This window comes from Pseudomonas brassicacearum subsp. neoaurantiaca, from assembly GCF_013608025.1.
Lineage (GTDB): Bacteria > Pseudomonadota > Gammaproteobacteria > Pseudomonadales > Pseudomonadaceae > Aquipseudomonas.
Genome location: NZ_VDLV01000036.1, coordinates 77,696 through 104,357 on the forward strand (window position 1 = coordinate 77,696; position 26,662 = coordinate 104,357).

At 62.0% G+C, this 26,662-nt stretch carries 20 protein-coding genes; 10 read left to right on the forward strand and 10 right to left on the reverse strand.

Features of this window, described 5'->3' with window-relative positions:
- Positions 1–186 precede the first annotated feature (186 nt).
- Positions 187–2,961, forward strand: coding sequence for an RHS repeat-associated core domain-containing protein (locus tag FHK92_RS19200; protein WP_181289428.1), 2,775 nt, complete (start codon positions 187–189; stop codon positions 2,959–2,961).
- A 20-nt stretch (positions 2,962–2,981) separates the two neighbouring features.
- On the opposite strand, the gene FHK92_RS19205 is transcribed toward FHK92_RS19200, so the two are convergent.
- Positions 2,982–3,536: a tetratricopeptide repeat protein gene (locus tag FHK92_RS19205; RefSeq protein WP_181289429.1), complete on the reverse strand. Its 555-nt coding sequence runs from the start codon at positions 3,534–3,536 to the stop codon at positions 2,982–2,984.
- Between the two features lie 533 nt (positions 3,537–4,069).
- Between FHK92_RS19205 and FHK92_RS19210 the strand changes: the two genes are divergently transcribed.
- The gene (locus FHK92_RS19210; protein ID WP_309109611.1) at positions 4,070–6,721 is read left to right on the forward strand and encodes an RHS repeat-associated core domain-containing protein; all 2,652 of its coding nucleotides are present in this window, start codon (positions 4,070–4,072) and stop codon (positions 6,719–6,721) included.
- Positions 6,722–6,924: 203 nt separating this feature from the next.
- Here FHK92_RS19210 and hemL read toward each other — a convergent pair whose 3' ends face one another.
- Genes hemL through FHK92_RS19225 form a run of 3 tightly spaced genes read right to left on the reverse strand, consistent with a single transcriptional unit; the run spans position 6,925 to position 9,675 of the window.
- The gene (gene hemL, locus FHK92_RS19215; protein WP_181289431.1) at positions 6,925–8,208 is read right to left on the reverse strand and encodes a glutamate-1-semialdehyde 2,1-aminomutase; all 1,284 of its coding nucleotides are present in this window, start codon (positions 8,206–8,208) and stop codon (positions 6,925–6,927) included.
- Positions 8,209–8,235: 27 nt separating this feature from the next.
- Entirely contained in the window at positions 8,236–8,862 is a 627-nt protein-coding gene (thiE, locus tag FHK92_RS19220) for a thiamine phosphate synthase (RefSeq protein WP_181289432.1), read from the reverse strand.
- Between the two features lie 15 nt (positions 8,863–8,877).
- Complete coding sequence (locus FHK92_RS19225) at positions 8,878–9,675, reverse strand: hydroxymethylpyrimidine/phosphomethylpyrimidine kinase (RefSeq protein ID WP_030140354.1); 798 nt, start codon at positions 9,673–9,675, stop codon at positions 8,878–8,880.
- Between the two features lie 406 nt (positions 9,676–10,081).
- On the opposite strand from FHK92_RS19225, the gene FHK92_RS19230 reads away from it, so the two are divergent.
- The 4 genes from FHK92_RS19230 (at position 10,082) to FHK92_RS19245 (ending at position 16,841) form a co-directional block, all read left to right on the forward strand.
- A complete protein-coding gene (locus FHK92_RS19230; RefSeq protein ID WP_181289433.1) occupies positions 10,082–12,466 on the forward strand; it encodes a hybrid sensor histidine kinase/response regulator in 2,385 nt (794 codons plus the stop codon).
- A 74-nt stretch (positions 12,467–12,540) separates the two neighbouring features.
- On the forward strand, positions 12,541–14,190 hold the full coding sequence (locus tag FHK92_RS19235; protein WP_181289434.1) for an acyl-CoA dehydrogenase family protein: 1,650 nt from the start codon (positions 12,541–12,543) through the stop codon (positions 14,188–14,190).
- 445 nt (positions 14,191–14,635) lie between these two features.
- On the forward strand, positions 14,636–16,135 hold the full coding sequence (gene amn / locus FHK92_RS19240) for an AMP nucleosidase (protein WP_181289435.1): 1,500 nt from the start codon (positions 14,636–14,638) through the stop codon (positions 16,133–16,135).
- A 139-nt stretch (positions 16,136–16,274) separates the two neighbouring features.
- Positions 16,275–16,841: a pseudouridine synthase gene (locus tag FHK92_RS19245; RefSeq protein WP_181289481.1), complete on the forward strand. Its 567-nt coding sequence runs from the start codon at positions 16,275–16,277 to the stop codon at positions 16,839–16,841.
- Here the strand turns inward: FHK92_RS19245 and FHK92_RS19250 are convergent.
- Positions 16,836–17,045, reverse strand: a complete 210-nt coding sequence (locus FHK92_RS19250; RefSeq protein ID WP_003185724.1) for a DUF2788 domain-containing protein — start codon at positions 17,043–17,045, stop codon at positions 16,836–16,838. The two genes, FHK92_RS19245 and FHK92_RS19250, sit on opposite strands and share 6 nt — an antisense overlap.
- 215 nt (positions 17,046–17,260) lie before the next feature.
- Complete coding sequence (locus FHK92_RS19255; RefSeq protein WP_030140349.1) at positions 17,261–17,740, reverse strand: Lrp/AsnC family transcriptional regulator; 480 nt, start codon at positions 17,738–17,740, stop codon at positions 17,261–17,263.
- 413 nt (positions 17,741–18,153) lie between these two features.
- Here FHK92_RS19255 and FHK92_RS19260 point away from each other — a divergent pair, with 413 nt between their 5' ends.
- Positions 18,154–19,161: a DUF6515 family protein gene (locus tag FHK92_RS19260; RefSeq protein WP_181289436.1), complete on the forward strand. Its 1,008-nt coding sequence runs from the start codon at positions 18,154–18,156 to the stop codon at positions 19,159–19,161.
- A 142-nt stretch (positions 19,162–19,303) separates the two neighbouring features.
- Here the strand turns inward: FHK92_RS19260 and FHK92_RS19265 are convergent, their stop codons facing one another.
- Together FHK92_RS19265 and FHK92_RS19270 are read right to left on the reverse strand one after the other, a co-directional pair.
- On the reverse strand, positions 19,304–20,197 hold the full coding sequence (locus FHK92_RS19265) for a cation diffusion facilitator family transporter (protein WP_181289437.1): 894 nt from the start codon (positions 20,195–20,197) through the stop codon (positions 19,304–19,306).
- A gap of 23 nt (positions 20,198–20,220) precedes the next feature.
- Complete coding sequence (locus FHK92_RS19270) at positions 20,221–20,640, reverse strand: polyribonucleotide nucleotidyltransferase (protein ID WP_181289438.1); 420 nt, start codon at positions 20,638–20,640, stop codon at positions 20,221–20,223.
- A gap of 95 nt (positions 20,641–20,735) precedes the next feature.
- On the opposite strand from FHK92_RS19270, the gene hrpB reads away from it, so the two are divergent.
- Positions 20,736–23,252, forward strand: a complete 2,517-nt coding sequence (gene hrpB / locus FHK92_RS19275; protein WP_181289439.1) for an ATP-dependent helicase HrpB — start codon at positions 20,736–20,738, stop codon at positions 23,250–23,252.
- Between the two features lie 125 nt (positions 23,253–23,377).
- On the opposite strand, the gene FHK92_RS19280 is transcribed toward hrpB, so the two are convergent.
- Both FHK92_RS19280 and FHK92_RS19285 read right to left on the reverse strand, forming a co-directional pair.
- A complete protein-coding gene (locus FHK92_RS19280) occupies positions 23,378–24,457 on the reverse strand; it encodes an endonuclease/exonuclease/phosphatase family protein (protein ID WP_181289440.1) in 1,080 nt (359 codons plus the stop codon).
- Positions 24,454–25,113, reverse strand: coding sequence for a YciC family protein (locus FHK92_RS19285; protein WP_181289441.1), 660 nt, complete (start codon positions 25,111–25,113; stop codon positions 24,454–24,456). Before FHK92_RS19285 ends, FHK92_RS19280 begins: the two co-directional genes overlap by 4 nt.
- A gap of 178 nt (positions 25,114–25,291) precedes the next feature.
- Here FHK92_RS19285 and FHK92_RS19290 point away from each other — a divergent pair, with 178 nt between their 5' ends.
- Positions 25,292–26,047, forward strand: a complete 756-nt coding sequence (locus tag FHK92_RS19290) for a DUF2076 domain-containing protein (RefSeq protein WP_181289442.1) — start codon at positions 25,292–25,294, stop codon at positions 26,045–26,047.
- Positions 26,048–26,175: 128 nt separating this feature from the next.
- Complete coding sequence (locus FHK92_RS19295; protein ID WP_030140338.1) at positions 26,176–26,655, forward strand: LabA-like NYN domain-containing protein; 480 nt, start codon at positions 26,176–26,178, stop codon at positions 26,653–26,655.
- Positions 26,656–26,662: the final 7 nt, after the last annotated feature.

The following is a 26,662-nucleotide window of genomic DNA, read 5'->3' on the forward strand; positions in this document are numbered from 1 at the left end:
TACCTGTCAGGTCTGACAGTAGCGGCATTTTCATCCGACGATAATATTTCCCTCACCGCGAGTCGGTGGAATACCGGGACGCGGTGACTTGCTCTGTCTTGGTCTCGGTTACACCAGTACCGCTGGAAATGGTCCCGGGTGGGCAGCGTGCTGCCTCGCCACAGGCGAATTGGAGTGTGGCTGCACATGTCTCTCACTGGTTTGCTGCACAGTAACACTCCGACCCTGAACCTCATCGACCCACGGGGCCTGCCGTCACGCACGGTGCGCTATTGCCGCACTTCATCAGGGCAAGATGCCGAAGCGCGGATAGAGCGCCAGGTATTCGACGCCGCCGGACGTGGGGTGGCGCAGTGGGACGCGCGGTTATGGACCCGGCACGAGGCCGGCGAGGCAGTAACACCGAACCAGACCGCAATCCATAGCCTGTCGGGGCAGGTGCTGTCGACCGTAAGCGTGGACGCGGGTTGGCGGGTGGCGCTGCCGGGCGAGGCCGGACAGGTTCGACAGGCTTGGGACGGGCGCGGTAGTCATCGCACTGATTATGATGGCTTGCTGCGTCCGGTGGCGGCATACGAACAGGCGGCCGGGGAGGCCGGGCATCGTGTGGAGCGTCTGTCCTATGGTGGCCCCGCGGAAGCCGGCAGCAATCGTTGCGGCCGACTGCTGCGTCACGACGACCCGGCCGGCACGCGACGCTGGCCGATCTACTACCTGCGGGGCCAGGCTCGGGTCGAAATCCGCAACTTCCTGCTGACGCTGGAGACTCCGGACTGGCCTGAGGACGAGGTCGAGCGCGATGCGTTGCTTGAGCCAGAGGCCTTTACCACGATCTGGACCCATGACGCGTTCGGCGCGGTGCTCACCCAGATCGATGCGCGCGGCCACGAGCGGCGCCACGCGTACACGGTTGCTGGGCAGCTCAGGGAAAGCGGGTTGACTCTCTCGGGAGGTACCGAACTGTGCCTGGTCCACGAACTTGCCTACAACGCTTTCGGCCAGGTCGAATCTCAGGCGGCGGGCAACGGCGTGCGCAGCACGGCCACCTACGATCCGGCCGACGGCCGCCTGCTGCACTTAGCGACCAGTCGCCCCGGCGGCGCCCAGCTGCAGGCACTCAGCTATGTCTACGATCGGGTTGGCAATGTGCTGAGTATCGAGGATGGCACCGTGGCGATCACTTATTTCGCCAACCGCAAGAGCGATGGGCTAAGCACCTATGCCTACGACAGCCTGTATCAACTGATCGAGGCAACGGGGCGGGAAACTCCCAGCGTTGGCGTAGGCCCCGGGTTGCCGGGAACCATCCCGCTGCCCGGCGCTGGAGACACCAGCGTACTCACACCTTACACCGAACGTTATGTCTATGATGCCGGTGGCAATCTCACCTTGCTGGCACACCAGGGCTTGCAGAGCTGGACCCGGCGCATGGCTATTGCCCCCACCAGCAACCGCAGCTTGCCGTGGCCAGAGAACAGCCCCGAACCGGACATCGAGGCGGGTTTCGATGCCAACGGCAACCTGCGAAGCCTGGAAGGCCAGCCATTGGCGTGGGGCGTGCGCAACCAACTCCGGCAGGCAGCTCAACTGCTGCGCGAGGACGGGCCGGCGGACCGAGAACACTACATCTATGACGGCGGCAACTGGCGAGTGCGCAAGACCACCCTGCGCCAGGCGTTAGCCATCACTCACGTCGCCGAAGTGCGCTACTTGCCGGGGTTGGAGCTGCGGACCAACACGGCTACGGGAGAGGCGGTGGAAGTGGTCACGGCATCGGCCGGACGAGCCCAGGTGCGAGCTTTGCACTGGCAGGCGGGGCGCCCGTCCGACATCCCCAACGATCAGCTGCGCTACCAGTTCGGCGATCACTTGGGCAGTGCGGTGATGGAGCTCGATGGCCAGGCCCAACTGATGAGTCGGGAGGGCTACTATCCGTACGGCGCTACGGCCTGGAGGGCGGCCCGCAGCGCCACAGAGGCGAAGTACAAGGTGATCCGCTACTCAAGCCAGGAGCGTGATGCCACAGGGCTCTTATATTACGGCTTCAGGTATTACGCCCCGTGGCTGCAGCGGTGGGTCAATCCGGATCCGGCGGGGGATGTCGATGGTATGAACCTGTTCAGGATGGTGCGGGGCAATCCCCTGGCTCTGATCGACAAACAGGGGCATGGCGCGGTACCCGTCATAGGCGAGGCTGCGGACGACTACCGATATTTGCCGATTGGTCTGACATCGATAAATGAGCTGAAAGATATAAGGCCAGCCGGTAATACGACACCCTTGAAAGACAGTGATTTGGTTCACTCGATTGAGCCGCCAAAAGAATTCTTGTTTGACGATGCGAGTCGCGAAACCTTTAGCGAAGCTGCGCAAGGAGCAGCGTTCACAGGCGTGGCGCATATCAATACCGGCGTGATTTATCTTGCTCCGTTGCGCGCCAGTGGGCGCTCCATGCCTCATACAAATAGAACGTGGGACAATGCAACGGTTACGAACATAAAAGGCGAAAGAGTAAAAATCCTGCCGATTACGCACAATGATCCCGCGCAACCTATACCGGGTCACACTCAATTAGCGGAGAAGATTGAGGTTGATCAAAGCGAGCTGGTTGGTTTCTCGGTAATCAAAGGGGTAGGGGGAGCAGTCTACAGTGTGGGGTACACTTCCAGGTCAAGTCAGAATACGCCGCTTGTTGAGGGTGCCGATACGATAGGTTCACCAGATGACTTTAAGAATTTTAAGTTTGTTAAAAAAAATGACCTGGTTGGATTTACGCATATCGTTGGTGTCATTCCCGAAAAATGGGCGAATCCGATCCGTAATCGCCTGACGCAAGAGTTTGGAACATCAACCGAAAACCCCAACCCCTTTGCTCAAGCTACTTTAACTGCAATTGCACTGCCGCCCCCACCGCCACCGCCACCCCCACCGCCATTATCGATTGGCAGACCGCGCCGCTAACATTCAGGGCTGCGCAATAATCAGGGCAATGGCGAGAACGGCGTACGCCCGTCGGCGTTCTGCAATTCCATCAGGTATTTGCGAAAGATCTGTCCCAGCACCTGGGTCGCCACCTCCAACTCATCGCGGGGCATCTGCTCGGCGACTTCATCGGCGGTGTCCAAGGCTTCTTCGGCGCCATTGACGGCCGCCATCTTCAAGACGATGTAAGCCTGGACGTTGTTCGCCGGTACGCCTTCGCCATGAAAGAACATGCCGCCGAGCTTGAATTGCGCCTGGGCATGGCCTTGTAGCGAGGCTTTTTCGAAATAGTTGAGGGCTTGCTTGAGGTCGCGGGGCGCAGCCTTGCCGTCATAGTAGAACTCGCCCAATTCATATTGCGCTTGGGCATCGCCCTCGTCGGCAGCTTTTCGACAGGCGTCGAGTGCCGGTGCGAGATCCTGTGGCTGGGTATTGAGCGTGCAACGGCCCATCGCCGGGATCAACAACGAGTTACCGCCTGCCTGTGCGTTAGCGAGCAGGGGCTGAAGGAGCAACAGGCAGCCCAAGGCAAGGGTGCGGCCGGTGCGGTTCATGGGAATCGACTTACCTCTGAGGGGCGCGCGGACCCTCCGGGGGATCCAATAAGCGCGCATTATGAAATAAGCGGGGCCATCCTTACAAAGTCTTTACTCGATTTTCTGCTGCGAGGGAATGGCAGCGGCCACTTGTTGGGTAAATACGTAAGAAAAACGCTCGAGAACTATCGGCAATCGCTGACGCTGGTGTCAGCCAGCACCGTCAGTTATCACCGCGCCAGACTGAGTCGCCACCCATTACTACCTGCCGCTTTTTCTGGCCCTCACCTGACAGATCTGACAGTAGCCACACTTCTTGTCCGTGGTTAGTGTGGGTGAGGCCGCGACATCGTTCTTCACATTTACCATGTGAGGGCCACGCCCGGCGGCTACGCTGCCGCCCCCAGGTAGCTTTGGAATGGAGTTGTTTGGCTATGACTGCTTGCTTGCATCAGTACACCCCGACTCTATCTGTCACGGACCCGCGGGGCCTGCCGTCGCGCACGGTGCGCTACTGTCGCGCGGGGGCGGCTGAGGTAGCCGAGGCGCGCGTGGAACGCCAGGCATTCGACGCGGCCGGTCGGCGAGTGGCGCAGTGGGATGCACGGCTTTGGGCGTTACAGGAGGGCCCGGTACCGCTCGCCAATCAGGTCGTGATCCCCAGCCTCTCGGGACAGGTATTGGCTAGCAAGAGCATAGATGCGGGCTGGCGTGTGGCGTTGCTGAGCGAAACCGGGCTGGCAAAGGACGTTTGGGACGGACGCGGTAGTCATGTCCGCACCGATTACGATAGCTTGCTTCGCCCGGTGGCAGTGTATGAGCAGGCGGCGGACGAGCCCGAGTGTTGTGTAGAGCGCCTGACTTACGGTGGCCCTTCGGAAGCCGACGGAAACCGTTGCGGGCAAGTGCTGCGCCACGACGACCCTGCCGGCACAAGACACTGGCCCGACTATGGCATACGAGGTCAGGCACTGACCGAGAGCCGTGCTTTTCTGCAGACGTTGGAAACTCCCGACTGGGCCGAGGACGAGATCGCGCGTGACGCACTGCTCGAGCCCGAGGTCTATACCACGGCTTGGACCCATGACGCATTCGGTGCGGTGCTCACGCAGGTCGATGCGCGCGGTCACAAGCAGCGCCAGGCTTACACGGTCGCGGGTCAGCTAAGCGAAAGCGCGCTGACCCTGTCGGGGGGGGCTGAGCTATGTTTGGTGCGAGAGCTGACATACTCTGCCTTTGGCCAAATCGAGTCCCAGACGGCGGGCAACGGCGTGCGAAGCACCGCCACGTACAGCCCGGCCAACGGCCGCCTGCTGCACCTGATGACCAGCCGCTCTGACGGGATCCTTCTGCAGTCGCTCAGCTATGGCTACGATCCGGTGGGTAATGTGCTACGCATCGAGGACTCTACCGTGGCGAATGCCTACTTCGCCAACCGCAAGACCGACGGAGTGAGCACCTATGCCTACGACAGCCTGTACCAATTGATCGAGGCCTCGGGCCGGGAGAGCCCCAGCGCCGGCGTGGGCCCTGGGTTGCCGGGGATCATTCCACTCCCCGGCGGTGCAGACCCCAGCGTGCTCACGCCTTACAGCGAACGCTATACCTACGATGCCGGCGGCAATCTCACTTTATTGACACATCACGGCCAGCAGAACTGGACCCGGCGCATGGCCGTAGCCCCCGGCAGCAATCGCAGCCTGCCCTGGCCACAGGACAGCCCCGCACCGGATATCGAGGCGGGTTTCGATGCCAATGGCAATTTGCAGAGCCTGGAGGGCCAACCGCTAGCGTGGGACGTGCGTAACCAGTTGAAGCAAGCGACCCAGCTGTCGCGCCAGGATGGCCCGATGGACCGGGAACGTTATGTTTATGACGGCGGCAACTGGCGAGTGCGCAAGATTATCCTGCGCCAGGCGAAGGCCATCACCCATGTCGCCGAGGTGCGCTATCTGCCGGGACTGGAGCTAAGGACCGATTCGGTCACGGGGGAAGTGCTGGATGTGGTCACGACCTCGGCCGGACGGGCCCGGGTGCGGGCGCTGCGCTGGCATGCGAGGCTCCCGCAGGACATCCACAACGACCAGTTGCGCTATGAGATGGACGATCACCTTGGCAGCGCGGTGCTGGAACTCGATGCGCAGGCCCGGTTGATGAGTCGGGAGGGTTACTACCCATATGGCGGCACGGCGTGGCGGGCGGCGCGAAACGCCACTGAAGCGAAGTATAAGGTGATTCGTTATTCGGGCCAGGAGCGTGACGCCACAGGGCTCTCCTACTATGGCTTCAGGTATTACGCCCCGTGGTTGCAAAGATGGATCAATCCCGACCCGGCAGGGGCGGTTGACGGGCTGAATCTCTACAGAATGGTTCAGAATAATCCCGTGTCGTTGCGTGACGCGGAGGGCTTGGCTCCACTGCTCGATCCATTTATGCGGGATGTTGATCAAGCCAAGAGCGCCGCCCAAAAGATAATCGGCAAGACGATTGAAATTCTGGAGACAGGAAGTAGCCCCGGAATTGAAGTGGTGATGAATTTATTTTTCGGTGATTCGTCTCCTGAACGAAAGATGCACTGGAAAGAAGATCTCGGAAAAGTTCAAGCACTTATGGATGACACGAACGTTTCGCGTGATTTCAAGGATATACCTTGGCGAGAAGGTCTGACGACAGTTGCTCAGATAGATCAGAGGGAATATCAAGATTTCAAGATATATCGGCGGAGCATGGAGCGAACTGTAGAGCAATCCAAAGATCTTTCATGGATGGAGAAAAGGAAGCTTATCAGCGAAAAGAAAGTCGATCTGAAGGATTATAAAGGGGCGAAGTTCTTACAAGCCAATAAGGAAAATTGGCAACAACTGCGTCAGATCACAGATAAGGACTTTATGGCTCAAACGATCATTCATGAATTTTCGCATGCGGCGGCAGGCACCGAAGACTATGTCTACGGTAAAGTCTTGAGCGGCATGGACCCAAGCTCTTTATATGAGCTTCCACGAGGGCAGGTTGTTCCGAAGGATCAGCTTGACGCATACAGAGAGAAGCTTAAGGGCGGCGGAGCAATAAATTTCCATCAACTAGCTTATAAAAATGCCGATTCCTTCGCTTACGCGACGACGCTTTTGTCGTTCGCAGAGTCCAAGCAGGCTATTCGACGTGAGAAATACCAGAACTTTGTGACCAATCGAGTCAGATCATAGGATGAGTTTGTTTGAGTGCTGAATATTCAGTACCGGAACACTACTTCATATAATTCAACTGCCCTGGTAAGGGCAGGGTTGACGCCCCGGGCAGCGGCTTCACTGGAAGACCGCTGCTGTGTCGAGGGGCGGTATTGTCCAGCGACAGACAGGCGCGGGACACCAATCTGAGCTGGGCGAGGGGACATCGATAAGCGGCGATCCTACTTCAGTGCAGCGAAGGCCCGCTCGGCCGCGTCGAGCGTGATTTTCAACTCGGCGTCGCCATGGGCGATGGAGGTGAAGCCGGCTTCGAACGCGCTCGGCGCCAGGTACACGCCACCTTCAAGCATCAGGTGGAAGAAGCGCTTGAAGCGGTCGGCGTCGCTGGCCATCACGTCATCGAAGGTCACGATGTCATCGGCGCCACTGAAGTACAGGCCGAACATGCCGCCGGCCTGGGTGGTCACGAAGGGAATGCCCGCTGCATCGGCACGTACCTGCAAGCCGTCGAGCAGGCGCGTGGTGAACTCGGTCAGTTCGGCATGGAAACCCGGGCGGCTGATCAGGCGCAGGGTGGTCAGGCCGGCAGCCATGGCCAGCGGATTGCCTGACAGCGTGCCAGCCTGGTAGACCGGGCCCAGCGGGGCGATGCATTCCATGATCGCGCGTTTGCCGCCGAAGCAGCCCACCGGCATGCCGCCGCCAATGATCTTGCCGAACGTGCTCAAGTCCGGCGTCACGCCGTAATGGGCCTGGGCGCCACCGAGGGCGACACGGAAACCGGTCATCACTTCATCGAAAATCAACACCACGCCGTGCTGGTCGCACAGGCTGCGCAGGCCTTCGAGAAAGCCTGGCGCCGGCGGCACGCAGTTCATGTTGCCGGCCACCGGCTCGACGATGATGCAAGCCACTTCCTGACCGACTTCGCCGAGCATCTTCTCGACTTCTTCAATATCGTTGAACGGCAAGGTCAGGGTGTGTTTGGCGAACGCCGCCGGCACGCCGGCCGAGCTCGGCACGCCTTGAGTCAGAGCGCCCGAACCGGCCTTGACCAGCAAGCTGTCGGAGTGGCCGTGATAGCAGCCTTCGAACTTGATGATGCTGTCGCGACCGGTGTAGCCGCGCGCCAGGCGGATCGCACTCATGGTCGCTTCGGTGCCGGAGCTGACCATGCGTACCATCTCCATCGACGGCACGATGGAGCAGACCAGGTCCGCCATCTCGGTTTCCATCGCGGTCGGGGCGCCGTAGGACAGGCCGTGTTCCAGCTGCTTGCGCACCGCATCCAACACGTCCGGATGGCTGTGACCGAGGATCATCGGACCCCACGAGCCCACATAGTCAACGTAGCGCTTGTCATCTTCGTCGGTGACGTAGGCGCCTTCGGCATGCTTGAAGAACAGCGGGGTGCCGCCGACGCTCTTGAACGCACGAACGGGCGAATTCACGCCGCCGGGGATGTGTTTCTGGGCGTTGGCAAACAGGGTTTCGGAACGGGACATGGTTGGGCTCTCGAAAACGAAAAATGACTATTTGATGAGCAGCAGGTCGTTGAAGGCGCGGGCGCGTCGCGTCACTTCAGCGGTGCTGTCGGCGCCGAACAGGCCATGGACCACCGCGAGCAGATCGACCCCATGGGCCACCAGCGGGGCGGCGTTTTCCAGGGTGATGCCGCCAATCGCGCAAATCGGTACATGCAATTTGATGCGGGCCTGTTCGAGCAGTTCAAGGTTTGCGCTGGGCGCGCCGGGCTTGGTGCTGGAGTTGAAGAAACGGCCGAACGCGACATAGCTGGCGCCTTCGTTGACGGCCTGCTCGGCCAATTCCAGGCTGGCGTGGCAGGTAGAGCCGACGATTGCCTTGTGGCCGAGCAACGCCCGCACCGGCGCCAGCGGGCCATCGGTCTGGCCCAGGTGGACGCCGACGCCGAGGCGCGCGGCCAGTTCGGCGTCATCATTGATGATCAGTTGGGTCTTGTAGCGTTCGCACAGGTTGCGCAGGGCTTCGGCTTCGCGCAGGCGCCGGGCCTCGTCGCTGCTTTTGTCGCGGTACTGCAGCAACGTCACGCCACCTTCCAGCGCCGCTTCGACATAGACGAGGAATTTGCCGGCCAGCAACTGGCTATCGGTGACGGCATAAAGGCCACGTAGTTTCATTTCACGGCTCCCGTGCTACGAGCAGAAATCCAGCGGCAGGCGACGCGGTACGAACTGGCCTTTGCCCAGTTGCTCGGCATCGCGCAGGGTGCGCCAGGTGTAGTCCAGCGCTGTCTTGACCGCGCTGGCGAGCTGTTCGCCCTGGGCCAGCCGGCCGGCGATGGCGCTGGCGAGGGTGCAACCGGAACCGTGATAGCTGCCGGGCAAGCGCTGGCAGGTGAACGTTTCGCGGTGCCCGTCACGGCTGTACAGGCGATTATGGACTTCATGCTCGTCGCCGTGACCGCCGGTGATCAGCAGGTGCTTGACGAAGGGCAGCAATTTTTCGGCGCATTCATCGGCGCTGCCTTCAGGCAGTTCGGCGAGGATGCGCGCTTCAGGCAGGTTGGGCGTGGCGATGATCGCCAGTGGCAGCAGGCGTTCGCGCATGGCGTAGCCGACTTCATCCTTGCCCAGCCGTCCGCCGCCACCGGCGCGCAGCACCGGGTCGCAGACCATCGGCAAATGCGGGTGCGCCTGGAGCAGCTCGACCACCGTGTCGACCATTTCCAGCGAGCCGAGCATCCCCAGCTTGACCGCCGCCACGGGCGAATCGTTGAGCACGGCATTGGCTTGCGCCAGCACCCACTCGCGATCGAGCACGCGAAAATCGCTGACGTTGACGGTGTCTTGCACGGTCAACGCAGTAACGGCCGGGGCGGCATGACATCCCTGGGCGAGCAGGGCTTCGATATCTGCCTGCAAGCCGGCGCCACCACTGGGGTCGTGGCCGGAGAGACAGAGGACAACGGGGCGAGAGCTGTAGATATTCATGGTGCGCGAGCTTATCACCAAACCTGTTTTGTCGGTGATTGGGCTCAGCAGGTTTTACACGACGTTGCCTGCTGGCGACTGCTTTTGTGGCGAGGGAGCTTGCTCCCGCTGGGCCGGGAAGCGGCCCCGAGATCTTGCGGTTGCTACGCAACCGAGCGGGAGCAAGCTCCCTCGCCACAAATGGCCTGTCAGTACCAACCTGACCAAAGCAACAGCTCTATCTCAATGCTTGGCGCTGAGACGCCCGTCCTAGAGCCTTTTGTCGGAAAAATTTCCATGGTGCAAATTGGCCATCAACGGCTATGCTAGAGATGGATCCAACCAATAACAGGTAATGCCGGTGTTACGTCAACTCAGGGAATGGGGGGCTTCCTGACTCAACCGGACAGGCCACGCTGGGGCTTAAATGCGCTATTTGCTGATGTTGCTGTTGTGCTTGTCCCCCTTGGCAAGCGCCCTCGAATTCGATGAACGTACCCAGAGCCTGCCCTTGGGCCATGCCCTGCAAGTCTTCGAAGACGCCAGCGGCACGGCTTCCATCGATGACGTCCTGGCCCAGGCCGCGGCCGGTCGCTTCAAGCCCCATGACAAAGCCACGTTGAACGCGGGTTATTCACGCTCGGCGTTCTGGCTGAAAATCGACTTGCACTATCGTCCCGGCAATCCCGACGCGCAGCGGACCTGGCTGTTGGAGCTCGCATATCCGCCGTTGGATCACCTGGACCTGTATCTGGCTGACGGCACCGGAGCCTATCGCCTGGTCCGCCAGACGGGCGATGCGCTGCCCTTCGCCCGTCGCGAGATTCGCCAGAACAACTACTTGTTCAGCCTGGATTTCCAGCCCGATCAACGCCAGACCGTCTACCTGCGACTGCAAAGCGAGGGCTCGATCCAGGCGCCACTGACGTTGTGGTCGAGCACTGCTTATCTGGAACAACAGCCGTTGCGCCTGTATGTGCTGGGGATCATCTATGGCGTGTTGCTGGGCATGCTGGTCTACAACCTGTTCATTTACCTGAGCGTGCGCGACACCAGCTACCTGTATTACATCTTCTACATCGCCTCGTTCGGCCTGTATCAATTGTCGGTCAATGGCGCGGCGGTCGAATATTTCTGGCCGGACAATCCCTGGTGGGCCAACGCTGCGACGCCGTTCTTCATCGGTTGCGCGGGGCTGTTCGGCAGTCAGTTCGCTCGTAGTTTCCTGCAGACCGCGCAGCACAGCCGCTGGCTCGACCGGTTGCTGTTGGCGCTGATTGCCTATGGCGCCGTGGTGGTGGGCTTGTCATTGATGACCAGCTACGCACTGGCGTTGCGCCTGGCGACGGCATTGGCCTTGGTGTTCACCGTGGTGATTTTTACCGCCGGGCTGTTCGCCTGGTGGCGTGGCCTGCGGGTCGCGCGTTATTTCATCATCGCGTGGTCGGCGTTCCTGTTAGGGGGCATCGTCAACACAATGATGGTGCTCGGTTACCTGCCGAACATCTTCCTGACCATGTACGCCAGCCAGATTGGCTCGGCCATCGAGGTGGCGCTGTTGTCCCTGGCCTTGGCCGACCGCATCAACGCCATGCGCGAGCAGCAGGCCCAGACGCTGTTCGACGCCGGGCAGAAACTGGAAGTGCTCAACCAGCAATTGGCCCAGGGCAATAAGCTCAAGGATGAATTCCTCGCCACCTTGACCCATGAGTTGCGCACCCCGATGAACGGTGTGATCGGCTCGCTGGAGTTGATGGAAACCGTCGAAATGGACGAGGAGCTGACCCAGTACCAACAGACTGCCGCCGGCTCGGCGCGGGACATGATGCGCATGGTCAACGGCATGCTCACGCTCACCGAGTTGCAGGCCGGCAAGCTCAAGGTCTACCCGGCGCCGTTCAGCCTGCGCGGTGTGATTGACGCGTTGCAGGTGCAGTTTGATGCCAACGCGGCGACCCAGGGCCTTGATTTCAAGGTCGACATAAACCCCGGCCTGGCAGACCGGCTGGTGGGCGACAGTGGCAAACTGGCCCAGTGCTTGGAATGCCTTCTGGACAACGCCATCAAGTTCACCCGCACAGGCGGCGTCGCGTTGCGGGTCAGCGGGCGTCCGTCGGAGCTCGATCGCCTGGTGTTGTCCTTCGCCGTGATCGACACCGGCATCGGTTTCACCGACCTCGGCGAAGCAACCCTGTACCAGCGCTTTTTCCAGCTCGACGGTTCGATGACCCGCGAATACGGCGGTCTCGGTGTGGGCTTGGCGATCTGCCGCCAACTGGTCGAATTGCTCGGCGGGCGCCTGACCCACACCTCCGAGCCGGGGCGCGGCAGTCGTTTCCAATTGGACGTGGCGTTCGATCTCGCGTTGCCGGCGGGTGTCCCAACCCCTTTTTCGTTCAGCGGGCGCCGGGATTCGCGCGAGCCCCAGGATTGCACGGTGCTTTTGGCGGATGACAACAACATCGATCAGTTGGTCATGCGCGGCATGTTGCTCAAGCTGGGCTACCGGGTGCGCACCGTCGACAGTGGTCGGGCGGCCTTGGAGGTGCTGCAGGTCGAAAGTTTTGACGCCGTGCTCCTCGATTGCCAGTCACCGCCCCTGGACGGCGTGTCGGTTGGCTGCCAGATTCGCGCGCTGGCCGGTTGCGAGGACTTGCCCGTGCTGGTGGCCGGTCCGCATCATGATCCTGCTTGCTGCCCTTCGGGAGCTTTGATCGATTATCTGGGCAAACCGGTGAAATTCGAGGTGTTGCAAGCGGTTTTGCAGCGGCGGGTACTTTGTCCGAAACAGGGTGAAAGCGCCGATATTTAGGCGGGTATGCCACTTTGATCGATCAGGAGGCGATGCTTAACTGAATCCCTGCTGGCCGACCAAGGAGCCCCGTCATGAACCTGCACCAGTTCGCCGAAACCCACGACGTCACCAATCAGCCGCCGTCCCTGGACGGCGCCAATTTGTATCGCATCGACCTGCCGCTGCAACAGTGGTCGCAGCGTTTCGGCGCCGGTTGGGCGCAGGCGCGGATCGATGCCTACGGTGCGCTGGCCGGCGGTCCGCTGATGGAGGCCGGGTTCCTGGCCAACCAGAACAAACCGGTGTTTTCCAGTCATGACCGTTACGGTCACCGCATCGACCTGGTGGAGTTTCACCCTGCCTATCATCAGTTGATGCGCACCGCCATCGAGCATGGCCTGCCCAGCCTGCCGTGGGCTCATCCGCAACCCGGCGCCCACGTCGCCCGCGCTTCGATGACTTACCTGCACAGCCAGGCCGAAGCAGGCACCGGTTGTCCATTGACCATGACGTTTGCCAGTGTGCCGGCGCTGCGCTTGCAGCCTGACCTGGCCGAGCGCTGGGTGCCGAAGGTGCTCGCCACCGAATACGATCCGCGCAACGTTGGCATGGCCCACAAGGCCGGGGTCACGCTGGGCATGGCGATGACCGAAAAACAGGGTGGCACCGATGTGCGGGCCAATACCACCAAAGCCTTTCCAGTGGGGGCCAGCGGGCCGGGGCAGGCGTATGAACTGGTGGGGCATAAATGGTTCTGCTCGGCACCGATGTGCGATGCGTTCCTTACCTTGGCCCAGACCGACAAGGGCCTGACCTGTTTCCTGCTGCCACGCCATCGCCCGGACGACACGCGCAATCAGTTCTACATCCAGCGCCTGAAAAACAAGCTGGGCAATTGTTCCAATGCCTCCAGCGAAGTGGAGTTCCGCGGCGCCTTGGCGTGGATGGTCGGGGAAGAGGGCCGGGGCGTGCCGACGATCATCGAGATGGTCGCCATGACCCGCTTCGATTGCATGGTCGGCTCCAGCGCCCTGATGCGCCAGGCCTTGACCCAGGCCAGTCATCACTGCGCGCACCGCACGGTCGGTGGCAAGGTATTGAATGAACAGCCGCTGATGCAAAACGTGCTGGCCGACCTTGCCTTGGAAAGCGAAGCCGCGCTGGCCCTGAGCCTGCGCATGGGACGGGCGCTGGACCATCTGGACGACGAGCACGAAGCCAAGTTCGCCCGGCTGGTGACGGCGGTGGGCAAGTACTGGATCTGCAAGCGCGCCCCCGCGATGATCAACGAAGCCGCCGAATGCATGGGCGGTGCCGGCTACGTCGAAGACAGCATCCTGCCGCGCCTGTATCGGGAGGCGCCGGTCAACTCGACGTGGGAAGGTTCAGGCAACGTGCAATGCCTCGATGTATTGCGCGCCTTGTCCAAGGAACCTGGCGTGCTGGAAGTGCTCTTCAACGAACTGGGCGACGGCCACGGGGACAAGCGCCTGGCCGCCCATATCGACCAATTGCACGCGGCGTTCAAGGACACCGACGACATCCAGTATCGCGCCCGGCAATTGACCGAAGACATTGCTATCGGCCTGCAAGCGAGGTTGCTGCTCGAAGCGGGGAACAGCGATGTCAGCGATGCGTTCATTGCCAGTCGCCTGGGTTCGGCCGGTCGGGTGTACGGCGCCTTGCCTCGGGGCCTGAATATCGAGGCCATCGTCGCCCGCTCGACCCCGCAGGGTTTCTAAGAAAGTTCAGGTCGGCACATACCCCTGTGGGAGCGAGCCTGCTCGCGAAGGCGTCGGTACATCCAATATGTTTGTTGCCTGACACACCGCTATCGCGAGCAAGCTCGCTCCCACAACGGACTTGGGCATGACCCAACATCCAAGAACCCCACCAAACCCTGTGGGAGCGAGCTTGCTCGCGAAAGCGTCGGCACATCCAATATCTTTGTTGCCTGACACACCGCTATCGCGAGCAAGCTCGCTCCCACAACGAACTTGGGCATGACCCAACATCTAAGAACCCCACCAATCCCTGTGGGAGCGAGCCTGCTCGCGAAGGCGTCGGTACATTCAACCTGTGTGTTGTCTGACACACCGCTTTCGCCAGCAGGCTCGCTCCCACAACAAGCTCCGCGAAAGATCAACCAATACGCCACTGTTCCCGTCGGACCACGATGCAGGCAAGATGAAGACCTGCAAGTCAGAACACAGGAAGCTGATCGTGACCGAAGCGTTTATTGTCGTTCAAACCGCCGAACAAGCCGTGGATCGTCTCGCGGCCCTGCATGAGCGTGCAACCACCGCGCTGAACCAGGCGCTCAAGCGTTATCTCAAGGACCGCATCGAGCCGGATGCCGAGCAGCGGGCCTTGTTTCGCTATCCCGCCCTGCGCCTGACCTACCATTGCCACGGCGAAGTCCCGCAAACTACCCGCGCCTACGCCAAGGTCCAGTTGCCCGGCACTTACAGCGTCACCGTCACTCACCCAGCCGCGTTCCGCAAATACCTGCTGGAACAGCTCGTGCCGCTGATGCACGACTTCACCGTCACCGTCGAGGTGGGCGTCAGCGAGCAGAACATTCCTTACCCGTACGTGGTTGAGCAGGGCGATGAACTGGCCGGCTCCGGTGTGACCGCCGCCGTGCTGGCGCGGGTGTTCCCGAGCACCGACTTGTCGGCCGCCACCGATGGCATCGCCGATGGCCTCTACGATTGGGAAAACACCGATCCGCTACCCCTGGCGCTGTTCGACGCCGCGCGAGTGGATTTCTCCCTGCGCCGGCTGGTGCACTACACCGGCAGCGACTGGCGCCACGTGCAGCCGTGGATCCTGTTGACCAACTATCACCGCTATGTCGACCAATTCATCGTCCACGGCCTTGAGCAGTTGCGCAGCGACCCGCGTTTCGTACGCATGGTTTTGCCGGGCAACGTGATCATCGACAAGAACATGGACCACGGCGAAGCCTCGGCCATCGCCGCTGGCGTGGTCTGGCACCGCTACCAGATGCCGGCCTATCACTTGCAGGCCAGCGACGGTCACGGCGTAACCCTGGTGAACATAGGCGTCGGCCCGTCCAACGCCAAGAACATCACCGACCACCTGGCCGTGCTGCGCCCGCATTGCTGGCTGATGATCGGACACTGCGGCGGCTTGCGGCAGTCCCAGACCATCGGCGACTACGTGCTGGCCCACGCCTACATGCGCCGTGATGGGATTCTCGACCGGGTGGTGCCGCCGAACATCCCGATCCCGGCCCTGGCCGAAGTGCAACTGGCGCTTCAACAGGCCGCAGCGAACGTGACTGGCGAGAAAGGCGACGAGCTGAAAAAGCGCCTGCGCACCGGCACCGTGCTGACCTACGACGACCGCAACTGGGAGCTGCGCTGGGCTCAGGAGCGCCCGTTGATCAACCTCTCCCGCGCTGTGGCGGTGGACATGGAAAGCGGCACCATTGCCGCCCAGGGTTATCGTTTGCGGGTGCCTTATGGCACGTTGCTGTGCGTTTCGGACAAGCCGCTGCACAGCGAGATCAAGCTGCCGGGCTCGGCCAACGCCTTCTATGAGCGGGCGGTCAACCAGCACCTGAAGATCGGGATCGCGGCGGTGGATCTGCTGCGCACCGAGCTCAATTCGTTGCACTCGCGCAAGCTGCGCAGCTTCGACGAGCCGCCGTTCCGCTGATCGGATGGTGGTCATTTAACGGTCGGGCCACTAGCATGGTCGGCCCTGACCGTTAGATGTTGTCGCTGCCATGCCCCGTCCTCCACGTCCCGTTTCCCGCCGCCCCGGCGCGAAACCTTCCGCGTCCGCCCCGCGCCGTGTGGCCAAGGCACCTCCGGCCGAGCCGAAGCTGATCCTGTTCAACAAACCCTTTGATGTATTGACGCAATTCAGCGATGGCGAAGGGCGGGCGACGCTCAAGGATTTCATCGACGTGCCTGGCATCTACCCGGCCGGTCGACTGGACCGCGACAGCGAAGGGCTGCTGTTGCTCACCAACGATGGGCAGTTGCAGGCGCGTATCGCCGATCCCAAACACAAGCTGGCCAAGACGTACTGGGTGCAAGTCGAGGGGGAGCCGAGCGACGAACAGCTACAGCGCCTGCGTGATGGCGTGGAGTTGAACGATGGCATGACGCTGCCGGCCGAGGCCCGCCAACTGGAGGAGCCGCAGTTGTGGCCGCGCAACCCGCCGGTGCGCTTTCGCAAAAGCGTGCCGACGAGCTGGCTGGAGCTGGTCATACGCGAAGGACGCAACCGTCAGGTACGGCGCATGACCGCCGCGGTAGGCTTGCCGACCTTGCGCCTGGTGCGGGTCAGGATTGGCGACTGGACGCTGGAAGGGCTCGACCAGGGCCAGTGGAAGGAAGTGCCGGCGCGCTTATAACGCGCCGGACTCGATCAGGCCGATCACCACGCTCTTGATGACGAATGCCGCGACGCCCAGACCCAGCACGAAAAACAGGATGAACGAGCCAAAACGCCCGGCCTTGGACTTCTTCGCCAGGTCCCAGACAATGAAACCCATGAAAATGATCAGGATGCTGACCAGGCCGGTCATCATCCACTCTTCGAAAACAGCAGGATCCATCGGGACACTCCAGCGTGGGCGGGATTGAAAAGGCGCGGCGAGTATAAGGCATGGGGGCAGGGCGCAGGATTGGGCTGCGGCGGTGTGTCGCAGCTGTTCATCGCCTGAGCTGACGCCATCGCGAGCAAGCTCGCTCCCACAGGGACCCGGGGCGCTCGCAGATGTTGCGTTCGCCTGGGTCCCATGTGGGAGCGAGCTTGCTCGCGATGGCGGCTTCAGCTGCGCAGATGCGTCAACGGCAACTCAGTGCTGTTTAGCACTTGGTTCAGTACGAAACTCGACCGAACACTGGTAACCCCCTCGATCCGGGTCAGATGCCCCAACAGCAGTTTCTGGTAATGGTCCATGTCCGGCACCACCACCTTGAGCTGGTAATCCGCGTCGATGCCCGTCACCAGGCTGCACTCCAGCACTTGCGGCAGGCTCCGGATCGCGGCTTCGAAAGTCTCGAAGCGATCGGGGGTATGACGGTCCATGCCGATCAGCACATAGGCCGTCAGGCTCAGGCCCAGCATCTTGCGGTCGAGCAGGGCGACCTGGCGGGTGATGTAGCCATCGTCCTCCAATTGCTTGACTCGCCGCGAACACGGGGAGGGCGACAAGCCGATGCGCTCGGCCAATTCCTGGTTGGAGATACGCGCGTCGCGCTGCAATTCCGCCAGAATGCTCAGGTCGTAACGGTCGAGTTTGCTCATCGAGCGGGCCTTTATCCGGTTAATTGCGGAAGATTATCCATCCAAGGGTAAAAATTGCGCAAGTAGTGTTTATTCAAGCAATCTTCGCAATCGGCTGCCGGCGCCCCAGGCCTATGCTTACCACCAAGATCACTGCTCGGACAAACAGTCCAGTGCAGCCCGCCCAATCCGGCCGGCTGCGGTCGCAGTACCCACCGGTACTGGCAGACCCCCGAGCTGCACACTGTCCAGAAGACGGCGTGAGGTGAGCCGATGCCACAAGCGTCGCGCACGGACGAAGTTCTCAAGGGGAGGCCGACGGGCCTCCCTTTTTTATGCCTGCGAAATAAACCCCGCGCCTGATAACCTGTCGCAGAACCGGCCTTGGCTTTTCCAGTCTTACCTTCAGGCCCCGAACCGTTGTGAGGAATTTCATGAAGTCGCGCATCTGGCGTTTGGCAGGTGTTGGTCTGTTGTGGGCAAGTGTCAGTGCGCAGGGAGTGGCCGACGATCAGCAAAACCGTGGCGGCCCCGACGGTGGTCACGGCCAGGACGGGCGAGGCGGCAACGGCCAGGGTTATTCAGGCCAGCCCAGGCAGCAAAGCAACGAGATCATCCGCGGCGATAACAGCCGACAGTTCGAGGTCAAGCCGCAGTACCAGGGCGGACAACACTACGAACGTCCGCCGCAAGACCCCAACGTTCAAGGTCGCCCGCCGCAGCCACAACCGGGCAATAATCTGCCGATACAGGGCCGGCCGGGCAGCGTGACCCAGACCCGCGAGCCGCAACCGGGGTACTACCGCGATATTCCGCGCCGCAACGACGGCTATCCGAACGGCGGGCCTCGTCCCGGTCATGATGGCCGTCCCGATCAGCATTGGTCCGGTCGCCCGGATGGTCATGGCAATGGCTGGGGCCCAGGGCCGCAATATCGTCCGGGGTATGTGATCGATCGTTTCCCCGATCGCAACTACCGAGTGCCCTATCGCGGCCAGGATTATTTCTACTCCGGTGGCTACTGGTATCGCCCGCAGGGCCCGCGTTATGTCGTGGTCCAGCCGCCACGGGGAATTCGCACCCGCTATCTGCCGGACTACGCCCGTGAGGTCTGGATCGGCAGTTCGCTGTTCTTCCTCGCCGCCGGCGCGTATTACATCTACGAAGCCAATACCCAGGATTACGTCGTGGTCGACGCACCAGCCGCCAACCCGCAGCCACAGCCCCAGGGCAACAGTTTTGACGTGGTGGCTTACCCGGCCAACGGCCAGTCGCCCGAGCAGGTCAACCAGGACGGCTACGACTGCTACCGCTGGGCGGTGCAACAGAGTGGTTTCGATCCGCGCAACTACACCTACCCACCGGCGCCGGAAGTGGTGCAGACCTATCGCCAGGCCCAGGGGAGTTGCTTGAGTAGCCGTGGGTATCAAGTGACGTACTGATCACTCGAAATAGAAACAGTCCCCTGTGGCGAGGGAGCTTGCTCCCGCTGGCCTGCGCAGCAGGCCCTGGATTTGACGGTCGCTGCGCAACCGAGCGGGAGCAAGCTCCCTCGCCACGGGTTTTGTGTTCGAATCCTGGGTATCAAGCGCTGGTGTGCTTCACCACTTCCAGCGGATCGGCATGCACCAGCACTTCGGCCTTCGGATACGCGCGGTGAATCGCATCGGCGGCCTGGTCGCTGATGCCGTGGGCGACTGACAAGGTCAATTCACCCGGCAACTCCAGGTGCAACTGCACGAACCAATGGTTGCCGGAGATCCGCGTGCGCAGGTCATGGGCACCGACCACGCCGGGCACGGCGCAGGCCAGTTCCAGCATGTGCTGGCTGACGTCCGGCGGCAGCTCTTCATCCATCAGCACCGCGAAGCTTTCCCGGGCGATCTGCACCGCGCTCCACAGAATGTAGAGGGCGATACCGAGGCCGAACCAGGCGTCGAGTTGATACCAACCGAACCCGGCCAGGACCAGCGCGACCAGGATGCTGCCGTTGAGCAACAAGTCCGAGCGGTAATGCAGCGAGTCGGCGCGCACCGCATTGGAGCCGGTGGCGCGCACGACCCGATGCTGCAACGCTAGCAGCGCCAAGGTCAGCACCAGGGAAAACACGATCACGCCGACGCTGAGCCAAGGCGCGTCCACGGGCAGCGGGTTTTTCAGCCGCTCGAAGGCCTGCAAGGCGATCAGCACCGCACTGCCGCCGATAAACAGCGCCTGGGCCATGCCCGCCAAGGATTCAGCCTTGCCATGGCCATAGCGGTGATCGTCGTCGGCAGGGCGCAGCGAGTAATGCACCGCCAGCAGATTGAGCAACGAGGTGACGCCGTCCAGCGCCGAGTCGGTCAGGCCGGCGAGCATGCTCACCGAACCACTCAACCACCAGGCCAGCGCCTTGGCGGCGACCAGGATAAGCGCCACGGCCACCGACGCCCGGGTGGCCAGGCGTAGCAGGCGAGCGTGTTCGGCACCAGTGGTCATGACGCGATCATCCTTGGGTTGCTTCAAGCAGCGGGTTTCAGACCGAGGGTGGCCAGTTGTTGAGCGTTGCCCTTGTGCTGGATCAGGCGTGGATCGTCCAGCGGGAAGCTGCGGCCCAGTTCGCTTTCAAGGATGGCTTGCAGCTTGTGATTGTTGACCGTGCCGTCGGGGTTGATGGCCGGCTTGAGTTTCTCCGGATCGATCTGGACGCTCTTGCCCGGCTCGAAATAAATCGCGCCGGTGGCGAAGTCCACGGCAAAGGCGATCAGGCCGGGGATGATGTAGAACAACAGGCCGACGGCATCGAGCGCGGCGATGGCCGGGTCGATCTTGCCTTCGATCTGGCCGCGACGGTCCGGGTAGAAGATCGAGCCACAGGCGCTGATCTGGGTCAGCAGGGTGGCGACCAGGACGCCGCCGATCACGCGAAAGGGAATACGCATAGCAATCTCCTGAGCAGGTATGGGCGTTGCTGGTTGGAGTCCAGACCACGCTAAACAGTTCGCCGTTATACTCGGCCCTCTGTTTTGGAGCCAGCATGATTTCTTTGCCGATTGATGAAGTTTTACCCGCGCTGCGCCAAGCCCTGGCATTGCGCCACGAAGCGGTGCTCGAAGCGCCGCCTGGCGCCGGTAAAACCACCCGTGTTCCCCTGGCCTTGTTGAACGAGCCCTGGCTGGCCGGGCAAACCATTCTCATGCTCGAACCCCGCCGCCTGGCGGCACGGGCGGCGGCCGAGCGGCTGGCCAGCGAGCTGGGGGAAAAGGTCGGTGAAACCGTGGGCTACCGGATTCGCCTCGACAGCAAGGTCGGCCCCAATACCCGCATTGAAGTGGTCACCGAAGGCATCCTCACCCGCCGCTTGCAGGATGATCCGGCCCTGGAAGGCGTGGGGCTGCTGATTTTCGATGAATTCCACGAGCGCAGCCTCGACGCCGACCTGGCCCTGGCTTTGAGCCTCAACGGTCGGGAGCTGTTTCGCGAAGAGCAGCCGCTGAAAATCCTGTTGATGTCCGCGACATTGGAAGGCGAGCGCCTGGCAGGACTGCTCGACGACGCGCCGATCCTGCGCAGCGAAGGACGCATGTTCCCGGTGACGGTGCGCTGGGGCCGCCCCTTCCAGTCTGGAGAATTCATCGAGCCGCGACTGGTGCAGACCGTGCTCGAGGCGCTGCACGATGAAACCGGCAGCGTGCTGGTGTTCCTGCCTGGGCAAGCGGAAATCCGTCGCGTTCATCAACAATTGGCCGATGCCCTCGGCGACGGCGGCAACGTGTTGCTCTGCCCGTTGCATGGCGAACTGGACCTCGCTGCCCAGCGCGCCGCCATCGATCCGGCGCCGCCCGGCCAACGCAAAGTCGTGCTGGCCACCAACATCGCCGAGACGAGCCTGACCATCAATGGTGTGCGGGTGGTGGTGGACGCCGGACTCGCCCGCGTGCCGCGATTCGATCCGGGCAGTGGCATGACCCGTCTCGACACCCAGCGCATCTCCCGGGCCAGCGCCACCCAGCGTGCCGGACGTGCCGGGCGATTGGAACCCGGGGTTTGCTACCGGTTGTGGTCCGAAGACCAGCACGAACAATTGGCCGCCTACGGCAGTGCGGAGATTCTTTCAGCGGACTTGGCAGGGTTGGCCCTGCAACTGGGACGCTGGGGCGTGACGCCGCAGCAGTTGGTCTGGCTCGACGTTCCGCCGACCGCCGCGTATGCCCAGGCCCAGGACCTGCTGCAACGTCTCGGCGCACTCGATGGCGGCCAACTGACCCGACACGGTCAGGCCATGGCCGAGCTGCCGGCCCATCCGCGGATCGCGCACTTGCTGTTGCGCGGACAGGCGCTGGGGTTGGCGGACATGGCCTGCAACGTCGCCGCACTGTTGGGCGAGCGTGACATTCTCCGGGGTGCTGGCGCGGACCTGCACAGCCGACTGGTCTTGTTGTCCGGCGAGGAGCGAGCGGCGCGCGGCGCCCAGGGTGGCGTGCAGCGGGCCCGGCAGTTGGCCAAGCAATATCGCGGCTATCTACGGGGCAAGGCCGAGGAAGCCGTCGCCGATCCCGACCATCCGCGCTGGCTTGGTGCATTGTTGGCGTTGGCCTATCCGGATCGTGTCGCGCAGCAACGGCGCCCCGGCGGTGCGGAGTATCGCCTGGCCAATGGTCGTGCGGCGCTGTTCGCCGAGGCGGACAGCCTTATGAAACAAGCGTGGCTGGTGATCGCCGACCTGGGCAGCCGCCAGGGCCAGCGGGAAGAGCGGATTTACCTGGCGACGGATTTCGACCCGACGCTGTTCGATTCGGTATTGGCCGAGCAAGTGCGCACGGTGGATCAACTGGATTGGGACGAGCGCGAAGGCGTGCTGCGGGCCGAGCGCCAGCGCAAGGTCGGCGAACTGGTGCTCAGCCGCGAGCCGTTGATCGGGCTGGATGAAGCGGCCCGCAGCCAGGCGTTGGTCAACCTGGTGCGGCGCAAGGGCCTGGAGCTGCTGCCGTGGACGCCGGAGTTGCGGCAATGGCAAGCGCGCGTGGCGCTGTTGCGCCGGCTCGACCTGGAGGCCAAGGGTGAAAGTGAATGGCCGGATGTCAGCGACATAGCGTTGCTGGGCAGTCTCGAAGATTGGTTGATGCCGTATCTGGGGCGGGTGTCGCGACTCAGTCATTTCGCCAACCTGGATCTGTCGAATATCGTCCATAACCTGTTGCCCTGGCCGTTGCCGCAACGCTTGGACGAACAGGCGCCCCATCACCTGAGCGTGCCTTCGGGGTCGTCGATCCGCCTGGATTACAGCGAGCATCCGCCGATCCTGGCAGTGCGCTTGCAGGAGCTTTTCGGCCTGGCCGACACCCCGCGAATCGCCGGTGGCCGCCAGGTGGTCAAGCTGCATCTGCTATCGCCGGCACGTCGGCCAGTGCAAGTAACCCAGGATTTGGCGAACTTCTGGCGCAGCACCTACGCCGAGGTGAAGAAAGACCTCAAGGGGCGATATCCCAAGCATTACTGGCCGGATGATCCGCTGGTGGCCGAGGCGACGGCGCGGGCCAAGCCGCGTAAGTGAACAGAACCGACACAAAGCCCCTGTGGGAGCGAGCTTGCTCGCGATAGCGGCCGATCAGGCAAATTTTTTGTCGACTGACACGCCGCCATCGCGAGCAAGCTCGCTCCCACAGTCTCCGGATTCTGTCACGGCATCGCCGGCAACAAGAACCGCGCAATCACCGGCAAATGATCCGAGATGCGTAACGTGTCGTCCTGCCGGACCTGGGCTTCGACTCGCTTGAGGCGCGGGCTGTAGAACAGGTAGTCGACGGTGCGGTCGGGGCCGTTGAGGCCGGGGTCGTTCGGGTAGTGGGTCAGCCAGTGCTCGCGGTCGATGCCGCTGGCCTCATTGTTGGTCGGGATCATCGGGTATTTGTCCCATAGGACGTGCAGCTCGCTGTCGGCGGAGTAGGGCGAGCGCTGTTCGGCCGGTAGGCGTCGGTATTGACCCAGGGGCAACAAGTTGAAATCGCCACCGATCAACCAGGACGTGCCGGCGGATTCAAGCTTGTCCAAAGCCTTGGACACGGCATTGACCTGTTTCTGCGTGGTGTCGTCCGGCTGTGTCGCTCGCTCCAGGTGCGTGTTGAGCACCGCCACTTGGCCGCCGCCGTTCAGGGCCAGGTAACTCACCAGCAAGGCGTTTTTCGGCTGGAACTGACGGCTGATGAAATTCCCATCCGCCACCGGCAATTGCACCCGCTCGGCATGGTCGATGCGGTAGCGACTCAGTGTCGCCAATTGCCGGCCGACGCTGCCGAAGATTCGCGGGCTGGGGATGAAGTCGGCTTTCCAGTCGAAGGCGCTGGTGCCGCATGGGTAGAGGTCGGCCAGGCGCTCCTGCAACAGCTTGAGTTGTTCCTGGTAATGGCTGGCCTTGGCGCCGTTATCCAGTTCCTGGAGCAACACCACGTCCGGTTGCTCGTCGCGGATGACCCGTGCCACTTCGTCGAGGCTGAAGGCCATGTCTTCCAGGGTCGGGCTTTCATCGTCGCCCTGGGCCAGGTCGTGCCAGAACACGTAGCGCTTGCCGGCCAGGAACTGCACGTTCCAGGTCATCACCTTCAACGCCTGGCCGGGCATCAGCGTCGCGGCGTTCGCGGCGCAACTGACCGGCAGCGCTTCCCGGGCCTGGGGCCGCCAGGTCAGCCCATAGATCGAAAAGACGCCGATACCGACGATCAACAACATGCCCAGCACGGTGTATCGCAGCACACGGCTCATGGCTCGGATTTTTCTGCAATCAGCATGAACATTCGGAACAGCACCACCGTCGTGAACAATTGCAGGAAGCTGTGGACGCTGTCGATCAGCAAGCTGATCAACGGGTTCTGGGGCGCAGGGTACACCGAGACGCTGGCGCCCTTGAGCAGCCACAGCGGGACCATCACGGCCAGGATGCACAGCAGGATTCGCCAGAAATGACCTCGACTCAGGCGCGCGCTTTCCTTCATGGCGGCCAGTGGCGACATGCCCCTCAACACCAACAGGTATTCACCAAAGGCCAGGACCACCATCAGCCACAGCCCCGGCAGGAAATACAACGAGATGCCAATCAGGATCAGCAGCGTATTGAGGGCGGTCAGCAAGGCAAAGCGTGGCCACTGGAGCAGGGCGGCCGCGAGCAGGTCGCGGGCGCGTGGGGCTTCGCCGCGACTGCGGGCGTCGAGAAACAGAATCAACGCGGCGGTATACAACGGGTACACCAACAGACCGACGATCACGCTGTAGCCGGAAAAACCTTCGGCCCCGAAGGCGTTGTCCACCCCTTGTTGCAGCACCGCTTCAATGATCACCAGCGGCAGGCACAACTGGGCGATGCGGCCCAGATGGCGCTTGAAAAAATACAAGGAGTCACGCAGTACTTCTAACGGATTCATGGGTCGGTATCGCAGTTCAAAAAAGCGGTCCGACACTTTACCCATCAGGTGACCGCAGAAACAAACGTAAACATCAGGTAAAGACCATTGAAAGGTTCCCGGAGGCCCCCATTACTGACGGGCACCGGTCTTTTGCGGACCGGCTTGGTTTTTTATCCGGCAATCTGATGAGGTCGCCATGAACAGCGAAGAACAAACCCTGATCGATGGACTGTTTTCACGGCTGCAACAGGCCGAAAAGGATTCAGCCCCGCGCGACGCCCAGGCTGAGGCGCGGATCAAGGAGCATTTGGCCAACCAGCCTGCGGCGGGCTATTTCATGGCCCAGGCGATCCTGGTGCAAGAGGCCGCGATCAAGCGCCTGGACGAGCAGAACAAGCAACTCGCCCAGCAGGTCGAGCAATTGCAAGCCGAGTTGCAGCAGGCCCGCAACCCGGTTTCGGCGCCCAGCGGCGGCGGTGGTTTTCTCTCGAGCATTTTTGGTGGCAGCAGCCGCGATTCCCGTCCTGCGGGCACACCGGCACCCAGCGGTGGCGGCTGGCGTGAACCGGGACGGCCATCGTCCAATGCGCCGGCCCAGCAAGGTTTCGCTGCCGCGCCCGGCAACTATGGCGCGCCGCAACAGCAGGCCCCGGCGGCCAGCAGCTTCCTCGGTGGCGCCCTGAAAACCGCGGCAGGCGTGGCCGGTGGCGTGATGCTGGCCCAGGGCATCAGCAGTCTGTTCCACAGCAATCAGCCTCAGGAAATCGTTGAGATCCTCAAGGAGGAACCGGCCCAGCCCGTGAACGATACGGCCAACAGCAGCGACAACGGCTGGGGCGATGACCAGCGGGTGGCCGACAACGGTACCTACGACAACGACCCGGGCGGTTTCAGCGACGCGGACTACGGCGACGATTCGTCCTTCTTTGGCGACGACGATTCCTTCGTCTGACCTGCCATTCGTCCGAGGCGCACGGGCGCCTCGGGCCGATTATTCGCGGAACATTCCTTGAGGCTGGCATACTGGGCGACTTTTCGGGCCGGGTGGCCTGCACGCGTGTGCATTCATGAGGAAACGCGGTGAAAAAAATCGCAGTGTTCGCCGATGTCCAGAACCTCTACTACACCGTGCGCCAAGCCTATGGCTGCCATTTCAACTACGCGGCGCTGTGGGCTGATGTCAGCAAACAGGGCCAGATCGTCGAGGCCTATGCCTACGCGATCGATCGCGGCGACAGCAAGCAACAGCAGTTCCAGCAGATCCTGCGCAACCTCGGCTTCACCGTAAAGCTCAAGCCCTACATCCAACGCAGCGACGGCTCGGCCAAGGGCGACTGGGATGTGGGCATCACGCTCGACATCATGGACGCCGCCGACCATGTCGATGAAGTGGTGCTGGCCTCCGGCGATGGCGATTTCGACATGCTGCTTGAACGCATCATCAGCAAGCACGGTGTGCAGGCGGTGGCCTACGGCGTGCCAGGGTTGACCGCCAACTCGCTGATCCGCGCCGCCAGCCGCTACGTGCCCATCGAAGGCGCGTTGCTGCTCAAGAACTGATCTTCAA